General features: G+C 69.6%; 14 protein-coding genes, 1 tRNA gene and 1 pseudogene. 12 read left to right on the top strand and 4 right to left on the bottom strand.

Annotated features, from left to right (window positions below):
• The first annotated feature begins 340 nt into the window (after positions 1-340).
• From AC0699_RS21355 to AC0699_RS21315, 9 genes and pseudogenes are all read left to right on the top strand, one after another.
• Positions 341-871 (top strand): sugar transferase, encoded by a 531-nt coding sequence (locus tag AC0699_RS21355; protein WP_478662475.1) that lies wholly within the window; start codon positions 341-343, stop codon positions 869-871.
• 81 nt (positions 872-952) lie between these two features.
• Positions 953-3,223, top strand: coding sequence for a (Fe-S)-binding protein (locus tag AC0699_RS21350; protein WP_478662472.1), 2,271 nt, complete (start codon positions 953-955; stop codon positions 3,221-3,223).
• 275 nt (positions 3,224-3,498) lie between these two features.
• The gene (locus AC0699_RS21345) at positions 3,499-4,647 is read left to right on the top strand and encodes an FG-GAP repeat domain-containing protein (RefSeq protein ID WP_478662469.1); all 1,149 of its coding nucleotides are present in this window, start codon (positions 3,499-3,501) and stop codon (positions 4,645-4,647) included.
• A 103-nt stretch (positions 4,648-4,750) separates the two neighbouring features.
• On the top strand, positions 4,751-5,668 hold the full coding sequence (locus AC0699_RS21340) for a Yip1 family protein (protein WP_478662467.1): 918 nt from the start codon (positions 4,751-4,753) through the stop codon (positions 5,666-5,668).
• Between the two features lie 288 nt (positions 5,669-5,956).
• Positions 5,957-6,220: a hypothetical protein gene (locus AC0699_RS21335; RefSeq protein ID WP_478662464.1), complete on the top strand. Its 264-nt coding sequence runs from the start codon at positions 5,957-5,959 to the stop codon at positions 6,218-6,220.
• A 6-nt stretch (positions 6,221-6,226) separates the two neighbouring features.
• Positions 6,227-7,249 (top strand): polyphosphate kinase 2 family protein, encoded by a 1,023-nt coding sequence (locus AC0699_RS21330; RefSeq protein ID WP_478662461.1) that lies wholly within the window; start codon positions 6,227-6,229, stop codon positions 7,247-7,249.
• A 205-nt stretch (positions 7,250-7,454) separates the two neighbouring features.
• Positions 7,455-10,178: a cation-translocating P-type ATPase gene (locus AC0699_RS21325; protein WP_478662459.1), complete on the top strand. Its 2,724-nt coding sequence runs from the start codon at positions 7,455-7,457 to the stop codon at positions 10,176-10,178.
• Positions 10,175-11,935, top strand: coding sequence for a SulP family inorganic anion transporter (locus tag AC0699_RS21320; RefSeq protein WP_478662457.1), 1,761 nt, complete (start codon positions 10,175-10,177; stop codon positions 11,933-11,935). Before AC0699_RS21325 ends, AC0699_RS21320 begins: the two co-directional genes overlap by 4 nt.
• Before the next feature lie 73 nt (positions 11,936-12,008).
• A pseudogene (locus tag AC0699_RS21315) lies at positions 12,009-13,008 on the top strand (IS5 family transposase).
• A gap of 67 nt (positions 13,009-13,075) precedes the next feature.
• Here the strand turns inward: AC0699_RS21315 and AC0699_RS21310 are convergent.
• A complete protein-coding gene (locus AC0699_RS21310; RefSeq protein ID WP_478662454.1) occupies positions 13,076-15,346 on the bottom strand; it encodes an MMPL family transporter in 2,271 nt (756 codons plus the stop codon).
• Between the two features lie 175 nt (positions 15,347-15,521).
• On the opposite strand from AC0699_RS21310, the gene AC0699_RS21305 reads away from it, so the two are divergent.
• Both AC0699_RS21305 and AC0699_RS21300 read left to right on the top strand, forming a co-directional pair.
• Complete coding sequence (locus AC0699_RS21305; protein ID WP_478662452.1) at positions 15,522-16,694, top strand: sensor histidine kinase; 1,173 nt, start codon at positions 15,522-15,524, stop codon at positions 16,692-16,694.
• Complete coding sequence (locus AC0699_RS21300; RefSeq protein WP_389372309.1) at positions 16,669-17,331, top strand: response regulator; 663 nt, start codon at positions 16,669-16,671, stop codon at positions 17,329-17,331. Before AC0699_RS21305 ends, AC0699_RS21300 begins: the two co-directional genes overlap by 26 nt.
• 366 nt (positions 17,332-17,697) lie before the next feature.
• On the opposite strand, the gene AC0699_RS21295 is transcribed toward AC0699_RS21300, so the two are convergent.
• From AC0699_RS21295 to AC0699_RS21285, 3 genes are all read right to left on the bottom strand, one after another.
• On the bottom strand, positions 17,698-18,207 hold the full coding sequence (locus AC0699_RS21295) for a phosphoribosyltransferase (protein ID WP_478662446.1): 510 nt from the start codon (positions 18,205-18,207) through the stop codon (positions 17,698-17,700).
• 6 nt (positions 18,208-18,213) lie between these two features.
• Positions 18,214-18,789, bottom strand: coding sequence for a dCTP deaminase (dcd, locus tag AC0699_RS21290; RefSeq protein ID WP_453667923.1), 576 nt, complete (start codon positions 18,787-18,789; stop codon positions 18,214-18,216).
• 208 nt (positions 18,790-18,997) lie between these two features.
• Positions 18,998-19,207 carry a hypothetical protein gene (locus AC0699_RS21285; protein ID WP_478662443.1) on the bottom strand — a complete coding sequence of 70 codons (210 nt, stop codon included), beginning with the start codon at positions 19,205-19,207 and terminating at the stop codon, positions 18,998-19,000.
• A 219-nt stretch (positions 19,208-19,426) separates the two neighbouring features.
• Between AC0699_RS21285 and AC0699_RS21280 the strand changes: the two genes are divergently transcribed.
• Positions 19,427-19,500: transfer RNA gene (locus AC0699_RS21280), tRNA-Gly, on the top strand.
• The last annotated feature ends 537 nt before the right edge of the window (positions 19,501-20,037 follow it).

Genomic DNA, 20,037 nt, shown 5'->3' with positions numbered 1-20,037 from the left:
GTACTGCACTTCCCGGGGACCGTGACATCGGCGACTTCGCCGCGGGCCACCCGGATCCCAGCCGGAAAAACATTGCGGCTGAGGCGCCCCCACCCGGTCTTCCGGGGATAAACCTGAGCGGGACACGCTCAAGGATGCATCACGGATCCCATCGAGTCAACAGACCTGAGTCGAGGCGACTCAACTATGGTGCGCCGCCCAAGAGACACCTGTCCGGCGCGGCCTGCGCTCTCCTCCGCCCCCACCATGCCATCGTTCTACAAAGCATGCGAAAAGTTCACAGACGCGGCATACATCAACAGAGAACGTCAGAGAACGACAGAACGGTCAGGTGAGAGCCGTGCACGCCGTGCAGCCCAAGCGCCTTCTCGATCTGACCCTCGGCACCGCCCTGCTGATGCTCGCCGCGCCCCTGCTGGCCGCGGCGGCCTGCTCGACGGCACTGAAGCGCCGGCCCGGCGGCGTATTCGTACGGGAACTCAAGACCGGACAGCACGGCTACCCGTTCACGGTCCGCTCACTGCGCACCCGTCGCCTCCGGCTGGATCTGCTGTCCCGGCTGCCCCATGTCGTACGGGGCGAGATGTCCCTGGTCGGCCCGGCGGCACTGGCGCCCGACGACCCTCGCGCGGCACGGCCCTGGCGGCAGACCGTCAAACCGGGGCTGACCGGCCCCGCACAGCTCCGCCGGCATTCCACGCTCCCGTGGGACGAGTCCGAACTGCTCGATCAGCACTATGTGGAGCACTATTGGATCGGGCTGGATCTGGCCGTTCTCCTGCGTACGATTCCAGCCCTGCGACCGGCTCGCACTCAGGGTGACCTGAGCGACGCAGATCACCGCTTGCCTGGCTACAGTGCGGCGGAATAAGTGGGTAGTCTCAGCACGGACTGAATAAGTTACCGCTTAGTAAGTGCTGATTCCCCACCTCGCAGGCCCGAGGAGCCCCCAATGCAACTCGCCGCGATCATCGTGTCGCTGGTCCTGACCGTGGTCGGCGTTGCGCTCATCGCCCGAGCCGTCGCGCAGATCTACCGGTTCGTCAAGCTCGGTCAGCCCGTGCCTGCGGGCAGCCGCACCGACAACCCCAAGGCCCGCACGATCACCCTTGTCAGGGAGTTCCTCGGCCACACGCGGATGAACCGCTGGGGGATCGTGGGCTTCGCCCACTGGTTCGTCGCCATCGGCTTCCTGACGCTGCCCCCGACGCTCGCACAGGCGTACGGCCAGCTCTTCCAGGCCGACTGGACCCTGCCGATCATCGGCGGCTTCCTGCCGTTCGAGATGTACACAGAGTTCATCGGCGTGATGACGGTCGTCGGCATCGTCGTGCTGATGGCGATCCGGCTGCTGAACCTGCCCTCGCGCGCCGGTCGCAAGTCGCGGTTCGCGGGCTCCAAGGCCTGGCAGGCGTACTTCGTCGAGTACGTCATCCTCACCATCGGCCTGGCGATCTACGTACTGCGCGGCCTGGAAGGCGCGCTCCACCACGTGGAGCACTACGAGGCGGCGTACTTCGCGTCGTACCCGCTGGTCCTGGCCTTCAAGGGGCTGAGCGTCCCGACCCTCCAGACGCTGGTCTACTTCGTCGCGATGATCAAGATCGGTACGTCGCTGATCTGGATGATCACCGTCTCGCTCAACACCAACATGGGTGTGGCCTGGCACCGCTTCCTCGGCTTCCCGAACATCTGGTTCAAGCGCAACGCGGACGGCTCCACCGCTCTGGGCGCGCTCCAGCCGATGACCAGCGGCGGCAAGGAGATCGACTTCGAGGACCCGGGCGAGGACGACGTCTTCGGCGTCAGCCAGGTCGAGCAGTTCTCCTGGAAGGGCATCCTCGACTTCTCGACGTGTACGGAGTGCGGCCGCTGCCAGTCGCAGTGCCCCGCCTGGAACACCGGGAAGCCGCTCTCCCCGAAGCTGCTCATCATGTCGCTGCGCGACCACGCGCACGCCAAGGCCCCGTACCTGCTGGCCGGCGGCGGCAAGACGATGGAGGGCGAGGAGAAGGCGTCCGAGGAGCAGCTGAAGGACGTCCCGGCTGCCGCTCTGGCCGAGGCCGAGCGCCCGCTGATCGGCACGGTCGAGGAGAACGGCGTCATCGACCCGGACGTCCTGTGGTCCTGCACCACCTGCGGTGCCTGCGTGGAGCAGTGCCCGGTCGACATCGAGCACATCGACCACATCGTCGACATGCGCCGCTACCAGGTGATGATCGAGAGCTCCTTCCCGTCCGAGGCGGGCACGATGCTCAAGAACCTGGAGAAGAAGGGCAACCCCTGGGGCCTGGCCAAGAAGCAGCGCCTGGAGTGGACCAAGGAGGTCGACTTCGAGGTCCCGGTCGTCGGCAAGGACGTCGAGGACCTGTCCGAGGTCGACTACCTCTACTGGGTCGGCTGCGCGGGCGCCCTGGAGGACCGCGCCAAGAAGACCACCAAGGCCTTCGCGGAGCTGCTGCACATGGCGGACGTCAAGTTCGCGATCATGGGCGGCGACGAGAAGTGCACCGGTGACTCCGCCCGCCGCCTCGGCAACGAGCCGCTGTTCCAGCAGCTCGGCCAGGAGAACGTGGCGATGCTGAACATGGCGTTCGGCGAGGACGACGAGGACGAGTCGACGAAGAAGCCGAAGGCTTCGAAGAAGATCGTCGCGACCTGTCCGCACTGCTTCAACACCATCGCGAACGAGTACCCGCAGCTGGGCGGCGAGTACGAGGTCATCCACCACACCCAGCTGCTCCAGCACCTCATCGACGAGGGCCGCCTCGTCCCGGTGACGCCGGTCGAGGGCCTGATCACGTACCACGACCCCTGCTACCTGGGCCGCCACAACAAGGTCTACACGCCGCCGCGCGAGATCATGGACAAGGTCCCGGGCCTGCGCCAGCAGGAGATGCACCGCCACAAGGAGCGCGGCTTCTGCTGCGGCGCCGGTGGTGCGCGGATGTGGATGGAAGAGCGGATCGGCAAGCGCATCAACACCGAGCGCGTGGACGAGGCGCTGTCCCTGAACCCGGACATCGTCTCCACCGCCTGCCCGTTCTGCCTCGTCATGCTCTCCGACTCGGTCAACGGGAAGAAGGGCGAGGGCAAGGCGAAGGAGTCGCTCCAGGTCGTGGACGTGGCGCAGCTCCTGCTCGACTCGGTCAGGACCCCCGTGGACCCGGGGTCCGGTGACACGGAGGCCGAGCCGGCTCCGGAACCGGAACCCGTGAAGTAGTCGTCTTCGTAGAAAACCAGTGAGCGGCCGGATCTGCCTCGGGGGCAGGACCGGCCGCTTCTGTCGTATCCGGCCCTGTCTGTTCTGTCGTCACCGGCCGTGCCTGCTCTGCCATCACCGGCCCCGCCCGCTCTGTCGTCTCCGACCCTGTCTGTTCTGTCATCGCCGGCTCCGCGTGCACGAAGCTACGAGCACGTGGGCCATTACGCACCGCGCAACCATTGGCCCATGCGCCTGGCAGGAGCATGATGAGGCGGCTGGTTCCCGGGATACCGATGGATACGGATGGGGTGTGTGCCGCGGTGGTGCCTCGAATACGCAGCTTCGCGCTGGTCGCTGTAAGCGCGCTGGTGCTGGCGCCGCTGGCGGGCTGCGGGCCTCAGGGGAACCACGGGGCCGGGCGGACGACGACCGCTCCCGCCGTCTCCTCCCTGGCGGGCAAGGCCGCCCCGCCGGCCCTCCCCGTGCCGCACGGTGACGGCAGCCGCGTCCCGGACGACTTCAACGGCGACGGCCACCGCGATCTCGTCCTCGACGATCTGGTCAAGGCGCCGGGCGCGGGCCACGACGACGACGCGGGCATCGGCATCGTCTACGGCTCCGCCAAGGGCGTCCCGACCCCCTCGGTACGCCGCCTCCTCACCGCCCGCGCGAACGGCGCCCCCGTCGCCGGCACGCTCCCCTCCGCCTTCGACGCCGCGACCTCCTGCGACCTCGACAAGGACGGCTTCAGCGACCTGATCGTGGCCACGGACCCCCCGTACAACGGCGTCGGGCGCCCGCCCGTCCCCCTCCAGCTGCTCTTCGGCGGCCCGGCCGGCCTCGGCGGCAAGGCGGTCGTCCTCCGCATCCCCGAGCAGGCTCGGTACGGCAACGAATGGCCCGACCACCCCGTGTGCGGCGACTACGACGGCGACGGCGCCGAGGACCTGGCGGTCACCGCGAGCGGCGGCCAGGTCAGCTATCTGCGCGGCCCCTTCACCCGCGCCGGCGCCCCGCGCGCCGCCGAGCCCCCGGTCCCGGGCGCCGGCCCCGTACTCGCCGCGCCCGCCCCCGACGCCGACCCGAACGGCGACGGCTACGACGACCTCGTCCACTCCACCCGCCCCCTCACCCCCGGCACGGCGGCCAGGGGCAAGCTGCTGCTGGGCGGCCCGGACGGCCCCGGCCGCCCCGGCGGTACGTACCGCTTCCGGGCCGTCAGCCTGCCGCCCGCACCCCCGCTCCCGGCCGGCGAGGCCGCCGCCGTCACCGAGCTCCTCCGCTACGCCGACTTCGACGGCGACAAGCGCGCGGATGTCGTGACACGTACCCACAGGGGCGAGAACGCCGACGTCATCGCGGTCTACCCGGCGTCCGGAGACCGCACCCACCCCTTGATCACCTTCAGCACGTCGATCTTCCTCGCGCCGGCCTCCGGCTGACCCCCCAGGGTTCCCCTAGGGGATGTCACAGGTCGGCCGCAAAGGCCCCCGTCTTCCCCGGCCCCGGACACCGGACAACGCGGGAACGGGTACGTTCGAATGCGTGGCTGGATTCAGGATCGGACGCGGCCGGGACAACAACCGCACCCCGCACCCGCAACAACAACCGCAGCAGGCAGCGCCTCCGCCGCCGTACGGACAGTACGGCCAGTACGGAGGCGGCCAGGCCGCGCCCCCGTACCCACCGCAGCAGCAGTGGCCGCAGACGGGCGGCGGGCAGCAACAGCCCCACGGCGAGCCGGAGTACTTCGGCGACCCGTACCCTCAGCACCAAGGACCGCAGGGCGGCGCGCCGTACGGCCCTGGCCCCGGTGACCCGTACGCCAACAACCCCGGTCACACCCAGGCCTTCAGCATCGACGAGGACCCCTACGGCGGCGGCTCCACCTACCGTGCCGGCACCGCTCCCGCGCCCGCGGGCCCGCGCCTGCACTGGAAGCAGCTGCTGAGCGGCATCGTGCTGCGCCCGGGCCCCACGTTCCTGCAGATGCGGGACTACCCGGTCTGGGGTCCGGCGCTGGTCGTCACGTTCATCTACGGCCTGCTCGCGATCTTCGGCTTCGACCAGACCCGCGAGGAGGCGATCAACGCGCCGTTCTCGACCGCGCTCGTCTCCGTACTCATCACGGGCGTGGCCTTCGTCATCGGCAGTCTGATCCTCGGCGCGGTCACCCACACCCTGGCCCGCCAGCTCGGCGGCGACGGCGCCTGGCAGCCGACCGTCGGCCTCTCCATGCTGATCATGTCCCTCACGGACGCCCCGCGGCTGCTCTTCGCCCTCTTCCTGGGCGGCGAGAACTCGCTGGTCCAGGTGGTGGGCTGGCTGACCTGGCTGGCGGCGGGCGCGCTGTTCACGTCGATGGTGAGCAAGTCGCACGACCTGCCGTGGCCGAAGGCGCTGGGCGCGTCGGCGCTCCAGCTGATCGCGCTGCTGTCGATCATCAAGCTCGGCACGATCTGAGCCGGAGAACGACGGAAGGGCCCCGCCGCAAGGCTGGGCCCTTTTCACATGCGTGTTCCACGCGCACGGGGCTTTCGAGGGCACGACGCACACCCACCAGCGCTCGCTCGCACATTGAGCGCCGGCGCGAGAGTCCCAGGGGCGATCTTGACCCATCGGCCGGAGAATGGGCGTGGCGGACTGGCTCTCAGGCGATGGCGTGCTCCGAGGTTCCGGGGTCTGGAGGTCGTGGGCCATGCAGTCCGTGACATTCCCGTACGGAGCCCCGGATGCCGAGCCGGCGCGGCCATGACGGCCGACGATACGCGGCTGAGAGCCGCCTGCCCGTGGGCCGACGCGGCCACCGTCGAGGCGACGGTCTGGACCGCATACGGCTCGTTCCGTCACTCCGGGGTCAGAGCCTGCGGCCACTCCAACTTCAGAGCCCGCGTCCCGATCCTGGTTCGAACGCCGGGCCCGGACGGCGCTCGGCGCCGCCGCCTGCCGCGCGTCCGCGACGGTGGCGAGGGCCCGGGACGCGCGGGGCTCACCGTGACCGGAGAGAAGGGCTGATCGGTGATGGCGGACGAACGAGCCGAACACATCGCGGAGTTCCTCCGGCCACTGCGGGTGAACCCGGGCTCGAAGGTGAACCTGGGCCGGGACTTCGATCCCCGCTACAAGGCGGACCTGAAGAAGCGCGACGCGGTCGAGCTGCTGCAGACCGGGGTGTCCCTGCTGGCCGAGTACCAGGAGCGGCTGGCCGCCCAGGACACGTACGGCGTACTGCTCTGTCTCCAGGCGCTCGACGCCGGGGGCAAGGACGGGACGATCCGCCACGTCATGAGCGGCGTCAATCCCCAGGGCGTGCGGGTCAGCAGCTTCAAGGTGCCCTCCAGCGAGGAGCTCGACCACGACTACCTGTGGCGTTACGCCCGCCGGCTCCCCGCGCGCGGAGAGATCGCCATCTTCAACCGCTCGCACTACGAGGAGGTTCTCGTGGTGCGCGTGCACTCCGAGAACCTCGTCCGGCAGAAGCTGCCGGACGACGCGCGCGGGCCGGGCGTATGGGACCGCCGCTACCGGGAGATCAACGACTGGGAGCGCTACCTCACGGACAACGGGTTCAAGGTGGTGAAGATCTTCCTGAACCTCTCCAAGGAGGAGCAGCGCACCCGCTTCATGAAGCGGATCGACCTGCCGGAGAAGAACTGGAAGTTCTCCGCGGCCGACGTCCGGGAGCGGCGCCGGTGGGACGACTACCAGCACGCGTTCTCCGAGATGCTGTCGGCAACCAGTACGAAGTGGGCGCCCTGGTACGTCGTGCCGGCGGACCGGAAGTGGTTCGCGCGGATCTGCGCGGCGGCGGTGCTCGCGCACACCCTGATGGACATCGATCCCCAGTACCCCGAGGTCGGGGAGGAGGCCCGGAGGGATCTGCTCGCGACCAAGCGGGAGCTGGAGGAGGAAGCCCCCGCAGGGGCCCCGGCCGACCCGTATGCCTCCCGGCATCCAGCGGCCGCCCAGGCCGGGAGAGACATGCCGGCGGGTGGCACGCGCGCACGCGGCGCCGGTCGGCCGGCGAAGAAGAAGCGCGGCTAGGACCCGGCGGACCGGCGGGGACCGGCGGATCGGCGCAGACCTGCGGACCGGCGCAGCCGGCGGACCGGCGCAGACCCGACGGCAGCGCGGCTCGGCCAGGTCGGCCTGGTCGAGACGGTCGACCCGGTCGGACCGGTCGGACCGGCCGGACCGGCCGGACCGGCCGGACCGGCCGGACCGGCCGGACCGGATCGGAGGCACGACGATGACGGTGCAGTCAGACGCCGGTGGAGAGCAGCCCACAGCGCCGGAGGACGGCTGGTACGCGCGTTCTCCCGAGGAGGTCGTGGCGGCATTCGGCGTGGATCCGGCGGTCGGCCTCTCCACGGCACGGGCCGCCGAACTCCTGGCCGCGCACGGCCCGAACGCACTGCCCGAGGAGAAACGGACCCCGGCCTGGCGCCGGTTCCTGACTCAGTACCGCAGCTACATGCAGCTCGTCCTCATGGCCGCGGCGGTCGTCTCGCTGCTCATCAAGGAGTGGAGCACCGCGATCCTGCTGTTCGCGCTGACGCTGTTGAACGCGGTCGTGGGCCTGCGCCAGGAGGGCAAGGCCGAGAGCGCGATGAACGCGCTGAAGTCGATGATGAAGGCGACGGCGCGGGTGCGCAGGGACGGCACGGAGGCGGAGATCCCCGCCGAACAGCTCGTCGTCGGCGACATCGTGCTCATTGCCGCCGGGGACCAGGTTCCGGCGGACGGACGCATCATCGAGGCCAGCGCCCTGCAGATCGACGAGTCGGCACTCACCGGCGAAAGCGTTCCCGCCACGAAGGACGCCGGCACCCTGCCCGGCGGCCGGCCGGCACCCGGTGACCAGACCGACATGGCGTTCATGAACACCCCGGTCACCCATGGCAGCGGCGTTCTCGTCGTCACCGCGACCGGCGCCGGCACCGAGCTGGGCAAGATCTCCGGAATGCTGTCGGCCACCGAGAAGGAGGAGCCGCCGCTCACCAGGGAACTCAACAACCTGACGCTGTGGATAACGGGGGCGGCGGGCTTGACCATGATCGTGATGTTCGCCCTGGGCCGCGAGCGGGGCCAGGCCTGGGACGTCCTGTTCGTCAGCGCGGTCTCGCTGGCCATCGCCGCCATCCCCGAGGCCCTGCCGACCGTGACCCAGGCGATCCTGTCCGTCGGCAGCCTCAACCTGGCGAAACGGAACGCCATCGTGAAGGAACTGCCGTCGGTCGAGACGCTGGCGTTCACGTCGGCGATCAACTCGGACAAGACCGGCACCCTGACGATGAACCAGATGACCGCCGTCGAAGTGGTGAGTCCCACCGACCGGTACACCGTCTCGGGCACGGGCCACGGGCTCGAGGGGAAGATCCACCATGCCGCGGGCTCCTTCGCGGGCATCGAGGCCGCGATCCTGCCGTACGTGGTGGCCAGCGACGCGACGCTGGCCGACGGCGAGGTGGTGGGCGATCCCACCGAGGGCGCGCTGCTGGTGCTCGCGCACAAGGCCGGGCTGGACATCGACGCCACCAGGGAACGCCTTCCCCGGCTCGCCACGCTGCCGTTCGACCCGGGCTACAAGCTGATGGCCACCTTCAACTCGGCCCTCGACGCCTCCAGGCGTCAGGTGGTCCGCTGCTTCGTCAAAGGCGCGGCCCCGGCGGTGATGGCGCGGGCCACCACCGCACTCGCGGCGGGCGAGACCATCCCGTGGGACGCCGAACTGCTCCGGCGTGCCGAGGCACAGACCGAACGCATGGGCGGCGAGGGGCGCCGGGTGATGGCCGCGGCCACCCGTGATCTGGACCCGGCAGGCTTCGATCCGGACGGAGACCTGCTCGCGTACGTCACCGATCTGCGGATGACCAGCCTCGTCGGCATGGTCGATCCGCCCCGTGAGGAGTCCAAGGCCGCCGTGGCCGGCGCCCAGGCGGCGCACATCCGCGTCCGCATGGTGACCGGGGACGACGTCACCACCGGGGCGGCGATCGCCCGGCAGCTCGGCATCCCCGGCGAGGCCGTCCTCGGCGCTGATTTCGCCGCCATGGCCGAGGACGAACAGCTCGCCCGCATCGACGGCATCGGCGTGGTGGGGCGGGTCGCGCCGGAGCACAAGGTGCTGCTCGCCAGGACGCTCAAGCGCAAGGGCGACGTCGTGGCGATGACCGGGGACGGCGTCAATGACGCGCCAGCCATCAAGGCCGCAGACATCGGCATTGCCATGGGCAGCGGCACGGACGTGGCGAAGAACGCCGGACGCATGATCCTGTCCGACGACAACTTCGCCACGATCGTCTACGCCGTGCTGCAGGGCCGGAAGATCTACGACAACCTCACCAAGTACGTCCGGTTCGTGCTGCTTCTGCTGGTCACCTTCGTGGTGACATTCCTCGGCGCCACCGTCTTCAACATCGCCGCCGGGGAACCCTTCACCCCGCCGCAGGTGTTGTGGATCCACTTCGTGGTCAACGCGTCCTTCGGCTTCGCGCTCGGCTTCGACCAGGAGAGCCCCGGGCTCATGCGACGCAGGCCGCGTCCGCGAGGCGAGTCGGTGCTCACACGGGCCGTGCTGGTCACGGTCGGGCTCGGCGGACTGGTGATCACCATCGTCCTGCTCGGACTGATCAAGCTCGGTGAGGCCCGCTTCGGCAGCGCCGGGGTCGGTCAGTCGATCGCGTTCACGGCCTTCGCGCTCTGTCTGATCGTCGCTGCTTTCGAATGCCGCAGCGAGACGGATTCGGTGCTGACGACGTCCACCTTCGACAGCAAGCAGATGAACTGGGTGGCGGTGGGACAGTTCGTGCTCGCGGTGGCGGTGACCCAGATGGACGGGTTCCGCCGCATCCTGGGGACGACCGAGATCAACGCTCGCCAGTTCGGCTGGGCGCTGCTGTCTGCCGTCGTGCTCCTGGTGCTGTGGGAACTGGGCAAGTTCCTCGCCCGCCGGACGAGGGGCACAGGGTGACCCGTCGCTTTGCCCCGCCCCGTGCGCCGGGCCTCGCCGTCCTCAAGGGATACCGGCGTGACTGGCTGCGCGGCGACCTCGTGGCCGGGGTCACCGTCGCGGCCTATCTCGTGCCGCAGGTCATGGCGTACGCGAGCGTCGCCGGTCTGCCGCCGGTCGTGGGGCTGTGGGCGATCCTGCCGGCCATCGTGCTCTACGCCTTTCTCGGCTCGTCACGGCTGCTGTCGGTCGGTCCCGAATCGACGACCGCGCTGATGACCGCCACGGTGGTGGGGCCGCTCGCCGGGGGTGATCCCGCGCGGTACGCCGTCCTGGCATCGGCGCTCGGCGTCGCGGTCGGCCTGATGTGCCTGGTGGCGTGGGTCGCGCGGCTCGGCTTCGTGGCCGATCTGCTCTCGCGGCCCATACTGATCGGCTATCTCGCCGGCGTCGCACTGATCATGATCGTCGACCAGCTGACCAAGCTCACCGGTGTCCCGACGGAGGGCTCCGGCTTCTTCCCACAACTGCTGTCCTTCTTGGGGAACCTGGGCGAGGCGCATGCGGCGACGGTGATCTTCAGCATCGCGGCCCTGCTCTTCCTCTTCCTGGCGGCCCGCCTTCCCCGCGCCGTCCCCGGTCCGCTGCTGGCCGTCGTCCTCGGTACGGCGGTGGTGGCGGCGTTCGGCCTGGAGGACCGCGGCCTCCCGGTGATCGGGGAGATCCCGGCCGGGCTGCCGGGCCCGGAATTCCCGGCACTGGTCGACCTGCCCCAGTTGCTGCTGCCCGCGGTCGGTGTCCTGCTCGTCGGCTACACCGACTTCATCCTCACCGCGCGTGCCTTCGCCACCGACGACGGCGGGCCGCGCCTGGACGCGAACCAGGAGCTCCTCGCCCTGGGCGCCGCGAACCTCGGTGCCGGCACGCTGCAGGGATTCCCGGTGAGCAGCAGCGCCAGCCGGACCGCGCTCGCCCAGTCGGCCGGAGCACACACCCAGGGGTACGCGCTCGTCGCGGGCACCGCCGTAGTGGCGGTGCTCCTGTTCCTCAGCCCACTGCTCAAGAGCACACCCACGGCCGTACTGGGCGCACTGGTCGTCTACGCCGCCGTACGGATGATCGACCTGGCGGGCTTCCGTCGGCTGGCCTCCTTCCGGCGCAGAGAACTCCTGCTGGCCCTCGGCTGTCTCCTGGGGGTCCTCGTCCTGGACATCCTCTACGGCGTGCTCGTGGCCGTGGGCCTGTCGGTCGTCGAGCTGCTGAGCAGGGTGGCGCGACCGCACGACGCCGTCCAGGGGCTGGTGCCCGGCCTGCCCGGCATGCACGACGTGGACGACTACCCGCAGGCGCGGCTCGTCCCCGGACTGCTGGTCTACCGCTACGACTCCCCGCTGTTCTTCGCCAACGCGGAGGACTTCAGGCGCCGAGCCCTGGCCGAGGTGGCCGAGGTGGCCGAGCAGGAGGGCCCCGTCAGGTGGTTCGTCCTCAACGCGGAGGCCAACGTGGAGGTGGACATCACCGCGCTGGACGCACTGGACGCACTGCGACGGGAACTGACCGGCCGCGGCATCGAGTTCGCCATGGCCCGCGTCAAACAGGACCTGCGCGACGAACTGGACGCGTACGGGCTCATCCGGTCCGTGGGCGAGGACCGGATCTTTCCCACCCTGCCGACGGCGGTGGCCGCGTACCACGCATGGTGCCGGGAGAAGGAGAACGAGAACGAGAACGGGGACGGAAGCGGCGGCAGGCACCCGGCCGACGGGACCCCCGGCTAGGGCGCGTATCGAGTCGTGATCAATTTGCGGGATGTGCCTTCTTGGCACGGTCCGGTCCGATAGACGGTCTTACGTGACGCGAGTGCAACTGACCGATCCGGATGGGGAGTTCATCGAGCCGTACCTGCCCGATCGGCGAGTACGGCCCGTACCCCGAGCGACTGCGGCAGCAGTTCGAGGGCGTGATCTGGCAAGACGGGCGGGCAGTGGCGGGAGATGCCGACGGAGTTCGGCGCCTGGTCGACCGTCCACAACCGCTTCCGGCAGTGGCGTGACGCCGGCGTCTTCGAGGCCCTGCTGGAGGGCCTGATCACAGAAGCCGCGAAGCGGGGTGAGGTGGACCTGTCCCTGGTCAGCATCGACTCCATCACCGCCCGAGCCCACCACGACGCGGCCGGGATGCACCTCGACGAGGACGTCGTCACCGCCCTGGAGAAAGCCGCGGCCGAGGAGGAGAAGGCCAGGTCAAAGGGGGCGGCCTCGAAGAGCAAAACGGGCAAGAGACCGAAAGAGATCCCGCGTTGGAAGAACGACGACGCATCCGGCGTCGGCGGAAACTCCGGCTGAAGGCCGCCCTCCTCGGACGTTCCAGAGGCGGGCAGACCAGCAAGGTCCACCTCGCCGCCGACCGCAGGTGCCGCCCGCTGGCGTTCATCCTGACCACAGGCCAGGCAGCGGACAGCCCGCAGTTCATCCCCGTCCTGAAGAAGGTACGGGTACGCGGGCCCGTCGGCCGACCCCGCATCCGGCCGGACGCGGTCGCCGGGGACAAGGCGTACTCGTCCCGCGGAAACCGCGCCCACCTGCGCAAACGCCGTATCAAGGCGGTCATCCCGGAGAAGAAGGACCAGGCCGCCAACCGGAAGAAGAAGGGCTCCAGAGGTGGCCGACCCGTCAGCCACGACGCCGATCTCTACAAGGAGCGGAACACCGTCGAACGCCTGATCAACAAGCTCAAAGCATGGCGAGGCATCGCCACCCGATACGACAAGACTCCCGACAGCTACCTCGCCGGTCTCCACCTGCGCGCCTCGATGATCTGGATCAAGGACCTCACCAGGACCACCCGATGATCATGACTCGATATGCCCCTAGGTGACGCGCTGAGGTGCCGGACGCCAAGGGCGGGCAGGAGTTGAGTCAACGGTCAACCAGCCGTGGACGCGAGGCTTCACCCGTGGATTCCGCGTCGGTGTCGTCGGTGCCGACCGGGCCGCGGGGAAGCATCCGGTCCAGCCACTTCGGCAGCCACCAGTTGGTCCGGCCGAGGAGTGTCATGGTCGCCGGTACCAGCACCATGCGTACGACCGTGGCGTCGATGAAGATCGCGGTGGCCAGGCCGAGCCCGAACATCTTGGTGGAGGGGTCCTCGGCGACGGCGAAGGACAGGAAGACCGCCACCATGATGAGGGCGGCCGAGGTGATGATCCGGGCGGTGCGCGAGACGCCCTCAACGATCGCCGTGCCGTTGTCGCCGGTGCGCAGGTACTCCTCGCGTACACGGGAGAGGAGGAACACCTCGTAGTCCATCGACAGGCCGAACAGGATGGCGAAGAGGAACATCGGGATGAACGACACGATCGGAACTGTCGCTTCCAGCCCGATGAGTGCGCCTCCCCAGCCCCACTGGAAGACGGCGACCATGATGCCGTAGGCCGCGCCGATGCTCAGCAGGTTCAGCAGTACCGCCTTGAGCGGTACGAGTATCGAGCGGAAGACCAGCATCAGCAGCAGGAACGACATCGCCAGCACGGCGGCGACGAACACCGGCAGGCGCTGGCTGGTGCGTTGGCCCACATCGGACAGGCTCGCGGTGGCGCCACCGACGTGGGCCCTGGCCGGGCCGTGCCCGATCGCCGTGGGCAGCACGTCGGTGCGCAGCCGGGCGATGGTGTCGGCCGTGGCCTTGTCCTGAGGGCTGGTGGTCGGGAACACCACGAGGGTCGCGATGCCGGTGGCCCGATCGATGTGCGTCGGCGCGACGGATGCGATGCCCGGATCCGCCGCGACCGTTGCGACGAGTCGGTCCAGCACTCCCGGTTCACCGGCGGGGTCCGCGGCGATGACGAGGGGACCGTTGGTGCCCGGGCCGAACCCCTCGGCGACGAGGTCGTAGGCGCGGCGCTCGGTACGGCTGTGGGGCTGTGAGCCGTCGTCGGGCAGGCCGACCCGCAGGCCGAGCACGGGCAGCGTCGCGGTCATCAGCAGCCCCGCCGCGCCGACCGCGTACAGCACCGGGTGCCGGCTGACGTGCCCGATCCAGCGCCGCCAACCGGCGGCGTGGGCGGCGCCTGCCGCCGTGTCCCGCCGCCGTGCGAGTCGGCCCGGCTTCCTGGTCTGCAGAGCCCGGCCGATCCGGCCGGCCCGGGCCAGGCGCGGGCCCGCCGCGCCGAGGAAGGCCGGCAGCAGCGTCACCGACGCGAGCACCATCGTCAGGACGACGATCGAGACGGCAACCCCGCCCACCGTCATGAACGGCACGTTCGCGACCGCCAGGCCGAGGATCGACACGACGACGGTGCCGCCGGCGAAGACCACCGGCCGCCCCGCCGTTGCCACCGCTCGTCCGGCCGCCGCCTGCGGATCGAGCCCGCACGCGAGGTACTCCCGGTGCCTGGCGAGCACGAACAGCGCGTAGTCGATGCCCACTCCGAGCCCGACCATGCTGCCCAGGACCGGTGCGAAGGTGGGGACCTCTGTCACCCCCGCCAGTACCGTCATCGTGGCGACCCCGACGGTCAGCCCGAAGACCGCCATGCCGATCGGCAGCGCGGCGGCGACGAGCGAACCGAACGCCAGGAACAGGATCGCGGCCGCGGCGAGGAGGCCGATCAGCTCGCTCGCGCCGCCGTCGGGGTCGGAGAAGGCGTAGAAGAGGTTCCCGCCCATCTCGATGCGCAGCGGCAGCTCGGCGCGCAGCCGGTCGCCGAGATCGACGAGGGCGTCGAGGTCTTCGGCCGACAGCCGGCTCTGGTCGGGGTACTGCACCCGGACGACCGCGATCCGCCCGTCGGCCGAAACGAGGCCGCCGCGCACGGCGGTGTCGCCGCCCGTGTCGAGCGCCCCCGCCGGGTCGCTCGTGCCGAGCACGTGCGGCAGCCGCTTCACCTCGGCCTGCAGCCGCGTGAGAGCGGTGCGCGCGCCGTCGTCGTCGAAGAACGTCGCACCGTCGTCGAGGGGGGTGACGACCACTTGGGCGGTCATCCCCTCCTGGCCGGTGCCTGCCCGCTCGATCAGTTCCGCGGCCCGTCGGGAGTCCAGTCCCGGAGCGGTCATCGAGTCCGCGGTACGCCCGCCGAAGGCGACGGCGGCGAGGACCGCGAGCGTGGCGGCGATCAGCCATGCCGCGATCACCCGCCAGGGATGGCGGGCGGCGCTTGCGCCCAGGCGCAACAGGGCTTTCGAGAGCATCGGGTCCTCCAACCACCTCGTCGGCCGTCCTTGTACGGCCGCCGATGCCGAGGCTCGTCGCCACGGCGCTCCGCGGCATCGGCCCGCGGGCCGCGGATCCGTCGGCCCCGGGGCGGAGTGACGACCCGTCCTTTCGGCCGATGCGCGGCACGCCGCGGTCCATAGGCTGAGAACCGTGCTCCGAGACGACCTGCGAACCCTGTGGACCGAACCCCGGCCGCCCGACGCGCCCGCCCGGGTGCGGCGGGACTGGGCGCTGCTCGCCGCGGGCCTTGCCGGTGTGGCGCTGGAGGCCACCCTGCGCGAGAACGTCGTGTGGCGGCCGGTGGCGGTGGTGTTCGCCGTATGGCTGTGCCTGCTGCCCCTGTGGCGCCGGACCCGCCCGCTGGCGATGGTGACGCTGGCGTTCGGCTCGGTGATCCTGCTTCCGGTGGCCTCGCTCGTCGCCGCACCGCGCGAGCCCGTCGGCCTGTACACCGGCGCGGTCGTGCTCGTGCTGGTGTACGCGCTGCCCCGGTGGGGATCGGGACGCGAGATCGTGCTGGGCGGCGCGGTGATCGTCGCGGTCGGCGCGCTGTGTGTCGTCACGGACGAGACCCCGGTCGTCGAAAAGATCGTGGGCTTCGTCTTCCTGCTGCTGCCCGGCGTGGTCGGGGCTGCCGTGCGGTTCTGGGTGACCGCTCGCGAGCGGCAGTTGGACCAGGTGCGCTCCCGCGAGCGCGAGCAGCTCGCCCGGGAACTGCACGACACGGTGGCCCACCACGTGTCGGCCATGGTGATCATCGCCCAGGCGGGCCGGGTGCTCGCGGGCGCCGACCCGTCCGCCGCCGTCGAGGCGCTGGAGGGGGTCGAGGAGGAAGGGGCGCGCACGCTGGAGGAAATGCGCGCCATGGTCGCCACGCTGCGCGACCGCGGGGTCGGCGCCGAGCTGGCGCCCCCTGCCGGAGTCGCGGATCTGGAGCGCCTGGTGCGCACCCCGGGTGGTCGCCTCAGGGTCGACCTGGGGCTCGACGGCGAACTGGACGCGCTGCCCCCGGCCGTGGACGCGGCCGTCTACCGGATCGTGCAGGAGTCGGTGACCAACGCGCTGCGCCATGCGGTCGACGCGACCGAGCTCGTCGTCCGGGTCGCCGCGGAACGGCACACGGTACGGGTGAGCGTGCGCGACAACGGCCGGCGCACCGGCCGGGGTCGCGACGGATACGGACTTACCGGACTGCGCGAGCGCGCGACCCTGCTGGGCGGCACACTACGAGCCGGCCCGGGTACCGACCGGGGCTGGCATGTCGAAGCCGAACTGCCGGGAGCGAGGAGCGAGAGCGGTGTCCATTCACGTCCTCGTCGCTGACGACCAGACGATCATCCGCACCGGGTTGCGGATCATGCTGAACGCCCAGCCCGGCATCGAGGTGGTCGGCGAGGCCGCCGACGGGCGGGAAGCGGTACGTCTGGCCCGCGAACTACGCCCCGACGTCTGCCTGTTCGACATCCGCATGCCCGTACTCGACGGGCTCGAGGCCACCCGGCTGGTCGCCGGCCCGGGCGTCGCCGACCCGCTGGCCGTGGTCGTCATCACCACGTTCGACCTCGACGAGTACGTCTACGGCTCACTGCGTGCCGGCGCCCGCGGATTCCTCCTCAAGGACACGGGACCGGACCTTCTGGCGCAGGCCGTACGGTCGGCGTCCGACGGTGAGGCGCTCATCGCGCCCAGCGTCACCGTCCGTCTGCTCCAGGCATTCGCGGACCTGCCCGCCGGCCGGCCCGTGGCCCAGCCGGTCTCCCCCGTCACCGCTCGCGAGGAGCAGGTGCTCCTCGCCGTCGCTCGCGGGCTGACCAACACCGAGATCGCCGATGCGCTGCACATCAGCCTCAGCACGGTGAAGACGCATCTGGCCAGCCTGATGGCCAAACTCGGCGCCCGCAACCGGGTCGAGATCGCGATGTGGGCCTACGAAACGCGCCGTATCCTCCCCGGAACCTGAGCCGGGTGCCGGGCCATGTCCCATGAGCCCCCGCCCGGACATCAGTGCACCGGTCGGCTCACGTCGGCTCCACGTGCCTCACCCGCCCCAGAGCGTGACGCACCAGGAGGCCGGAACTGGGACGGTGAGACACCCGATACGACAAGACTCCCGACAGCTACCTCGCCAGTCTCCACCTGCACGCCTCGATGATCTGGATCAAAGACCTCACCAGGACCACCCGATGATCACGACTCGATACGCGCCCTAGAACGCTTCGTTCGCCGTGCGACCGGCATCCGGCACGGACCGGGTACGTGGACGGTTCACAGGACTACACCCTGTGCTCAGCACTGCGCTCGCCGGAACCGACCGCCGCCTCAGCGGCTACAGCGCCTCCCTGGAAGGCGTAATGGGCTCGCCCGGCTTACGCACGGGAGGCAGGACGCTCCAGGGGAAGTTGATCCACTCGTCGGTGCGCTTCCAGACGTACTCGCACTTCACGAGGGAGTGCGACTTCTCGTAGATCACGGCGCTGCGGACCTCGGCGACATGGTCGACGCAGAAGTCGTGCACGAGCTTCAGCGTCTTGCCGGTGTCGGCGACGTCGTCGGCGATGAGCACCTTCTTGTCCGAGAAGTCGATCGCGTTGGGCACCGGCGCGAGCATGACGGGCATTTCCAAGGTGGTGCCGACCCCGGTGTAGAACTCCACATTCACCAGGTGGATGTTCTTGCAGTCGAGCGCGTACGCCAGCCCGCCGGCCACGAACACCCCGCCGCGGGCGATGGAGAGGACGATGTCCGGCTCGTACCCGTCATCGGCGATGGTCTGCGCGAGCTCGCGGATCGCGCCACCGAACTTCTCGTACGTCAGGTCCTCTCGTGCTTCACCCATGGCTCGTCACACCTGCGTCCGATGGAAATTCACGAACGACCTGGAGGCCGTCGGCCCCCGCTGTCCCTGGTACCGGGAGCCGTACTTCTCGGAGCCGTACGAATGCTCCGCCGGCGAGGTGAGCCGGAACATGCACAGCTGCCCGATCTTCATACCCGGCCACAGCTTGATCGGCAGTGTCGCCAGATTCGACAGCTCCAGGGTCACATGGCCGGAGAACCCGGGGTCGATGAACCCGGCGGTCGAGTGCGTGACCAGCCCGAGCCGCCCGAGGGAGCTCTTGCCCTCCAGCCGGGAGGCGAGATCGTCCGGCAGCGTGATCACTTCGTACGTCGACGCGAGCACGAACTCGCCGGGGTGCAGGATGAACGCCTCGTCCCCCTCCGGCTCGACCAGCCGCGTCAGGTCCGCCTGCTCGACGGCGGGGTCGATGTGCGGATAGCGGTGGTTCTCGAACACCCGGAAGTAGCGGTCGAGCCGCACGTCGATGCTCGAGGGCTGCACCATCGATTCGTCGTACGGGTCGATACGGACCCGCCCGGCGTCGATCTCGGCCCGGATGTCCTTGTCTGAGAGAAGCACGCCCCGAGGATACGCAGAGCGCGCGGGCTCGCCCCAATCGGGCGGATCCCGCGCGCCTCTCCCACGGCTTGCCGACACGGCTTGCCGATCGTGCCGATCATGCCGCTACCGCTGATCCCACCGATCTCACTGATCTCACTGATCTCACTGATCTCACTGATCTCGGTCGCTGATCGTGCCGATCATGCGGCGGACACCGATCTCACCGCTATCGCTTCACCGGCTCCACCGGCACGGCATGCCGCAGCCGCGCGCACCGTGGGCACCGAATGAGCCGCCCCGGCCCGATCCGCCCGGCACCGAGCTGCTGCATCGGGAACGACGAGGTAGTGAAGACATGCCCTTCGGCACAGCGGACCGCGGTGCGCTCCAGCGAGTCGCCGCGGTCCATGGAGTCCATGGAGTCCATCGAGTCCATCAAGTCCCTTCCCCAGCAAGCGTGGACGAGATAGCCACATTAGGGGATGAACAGGACACCACTCCACGCGGCACTCCGGCCCCAAAGCTACGCCTCCCACCCCCGCCCCACAGTCGGATCCGGCCACCCGCGCACGACGAAGACCCTCGGGGTAAATACACCGAGGGCCTCTGATGGGGTACAGTGTGCGACGATGCGGCTGATCAAACGGTCCGCTACGCGGGTGTAGTTTAATGGTAGAACATGAGCTTCCCAAGCTCAGAGCGCGGGTTCGATTCCCGTCACCCGCTCCATACGAAAGCCCCAGGCCATCGGCCCGGGGCTTTGTTGTTGTCTAGACCGGGCTAAGCGTCTCGTGCCACATCCGTGCCAGATGCTTGATAGTTCGGCTTGCGGCCGCAGGCACTAAGCCTCGCGACGCCCCTGCCGGCCCGGCTTGTTACCGTCGCCCTTGCATGTGTAGCAAGTGCGCCAGCCTTCCTCGTACCACTCGAGGGCAGAGTCGATCACCCACAGTCCGTACAGACGTCCCTGTCCTTCACAGGTGAGGCATGGAGCGGTGCAGTCACAGGGGATGGGCGTGTCAGGTGTCCCAGTCACAGAACCATCGTCGTGGACGAAGAGGGTTCCGAGACAGTCCGCACACACGGCTTCTGCGAGGATGGAGCTGGATCGATTCGACATGGCTTCGACTCCTTCGGATCGATTGGGGCCGTGCCCGCAGTCATCGGGTGCTGTCTAGTCCCAGGTGATGGCTGACGTTCTGGTCCCAGGTGATGCTTGACGGTGGGCCTAGACAACATCGGAAACTTCTCGGGGCTTGTTCGCTT

This window comes from Streptomyces sp. NPDC043870 (genome assembly GCF_056435785.1).
This window is presented reverse-complemented; position numbering and strand designations above follow the sequence as displayed.

Coding starts and splice junctions, on each gene's coding strand:
- AC0699_RS21350 (WP_478662472.1), top strand. CDS start 953: ATGCAACTCGCCGCGATCATCGTGTCGCTGGTCCTGACCGTGGTCGGC.
- AC0699_RS21345 (WP_478662469.1), top strand. CDS start 3,499: ATGGATACGGATGGGGTGTGTGCCGCGGTGGTGCCTCGAATACGCAGC.
- AC0699_RS21335 (WP_478662464.1), top strand. CDS start 5,957: ATGACGGCCGACGATACGCGGCTGAGAGCCGCCTGCCCGTGGGCCGAC.
- AC0699_RS21330 (WP_478662461.1), top strand. CDS start 6,227: ATGGCGGACGAACGAGCCGAACACATCGCGGAGTTCCTCCGGCCACTG.
- AC0699_RS21325 (WP_478662459.1), top strand. CDS start 7,455: ATGACGGTGCAGTCAGACGCCGGTGGAGAGCAGCCCACAGCGCCGGAG.
- AC0699_RS21310 (WP_478662454.1), bottom strand. CDS start 15,346: ATGCTCTCGAAAGCCCTGTTGCGCCTGGGCGCAAGCGCCGCCCGCCAT.
- AC0699_RS21295 (WP_478662446.1), bottom strand. CDS start 18,207: ATGGGTGAAGCACGAGAGGACCTGACGTACGAGAAGTTCGGTGGCGCG.
- AC0699_RS21285 (WP_478662443.1), bottom strand. CDS start 19,207: ATGGACTCGATGGACTCCATGGACTCCATGGACCGCGGCGACTCGCTG.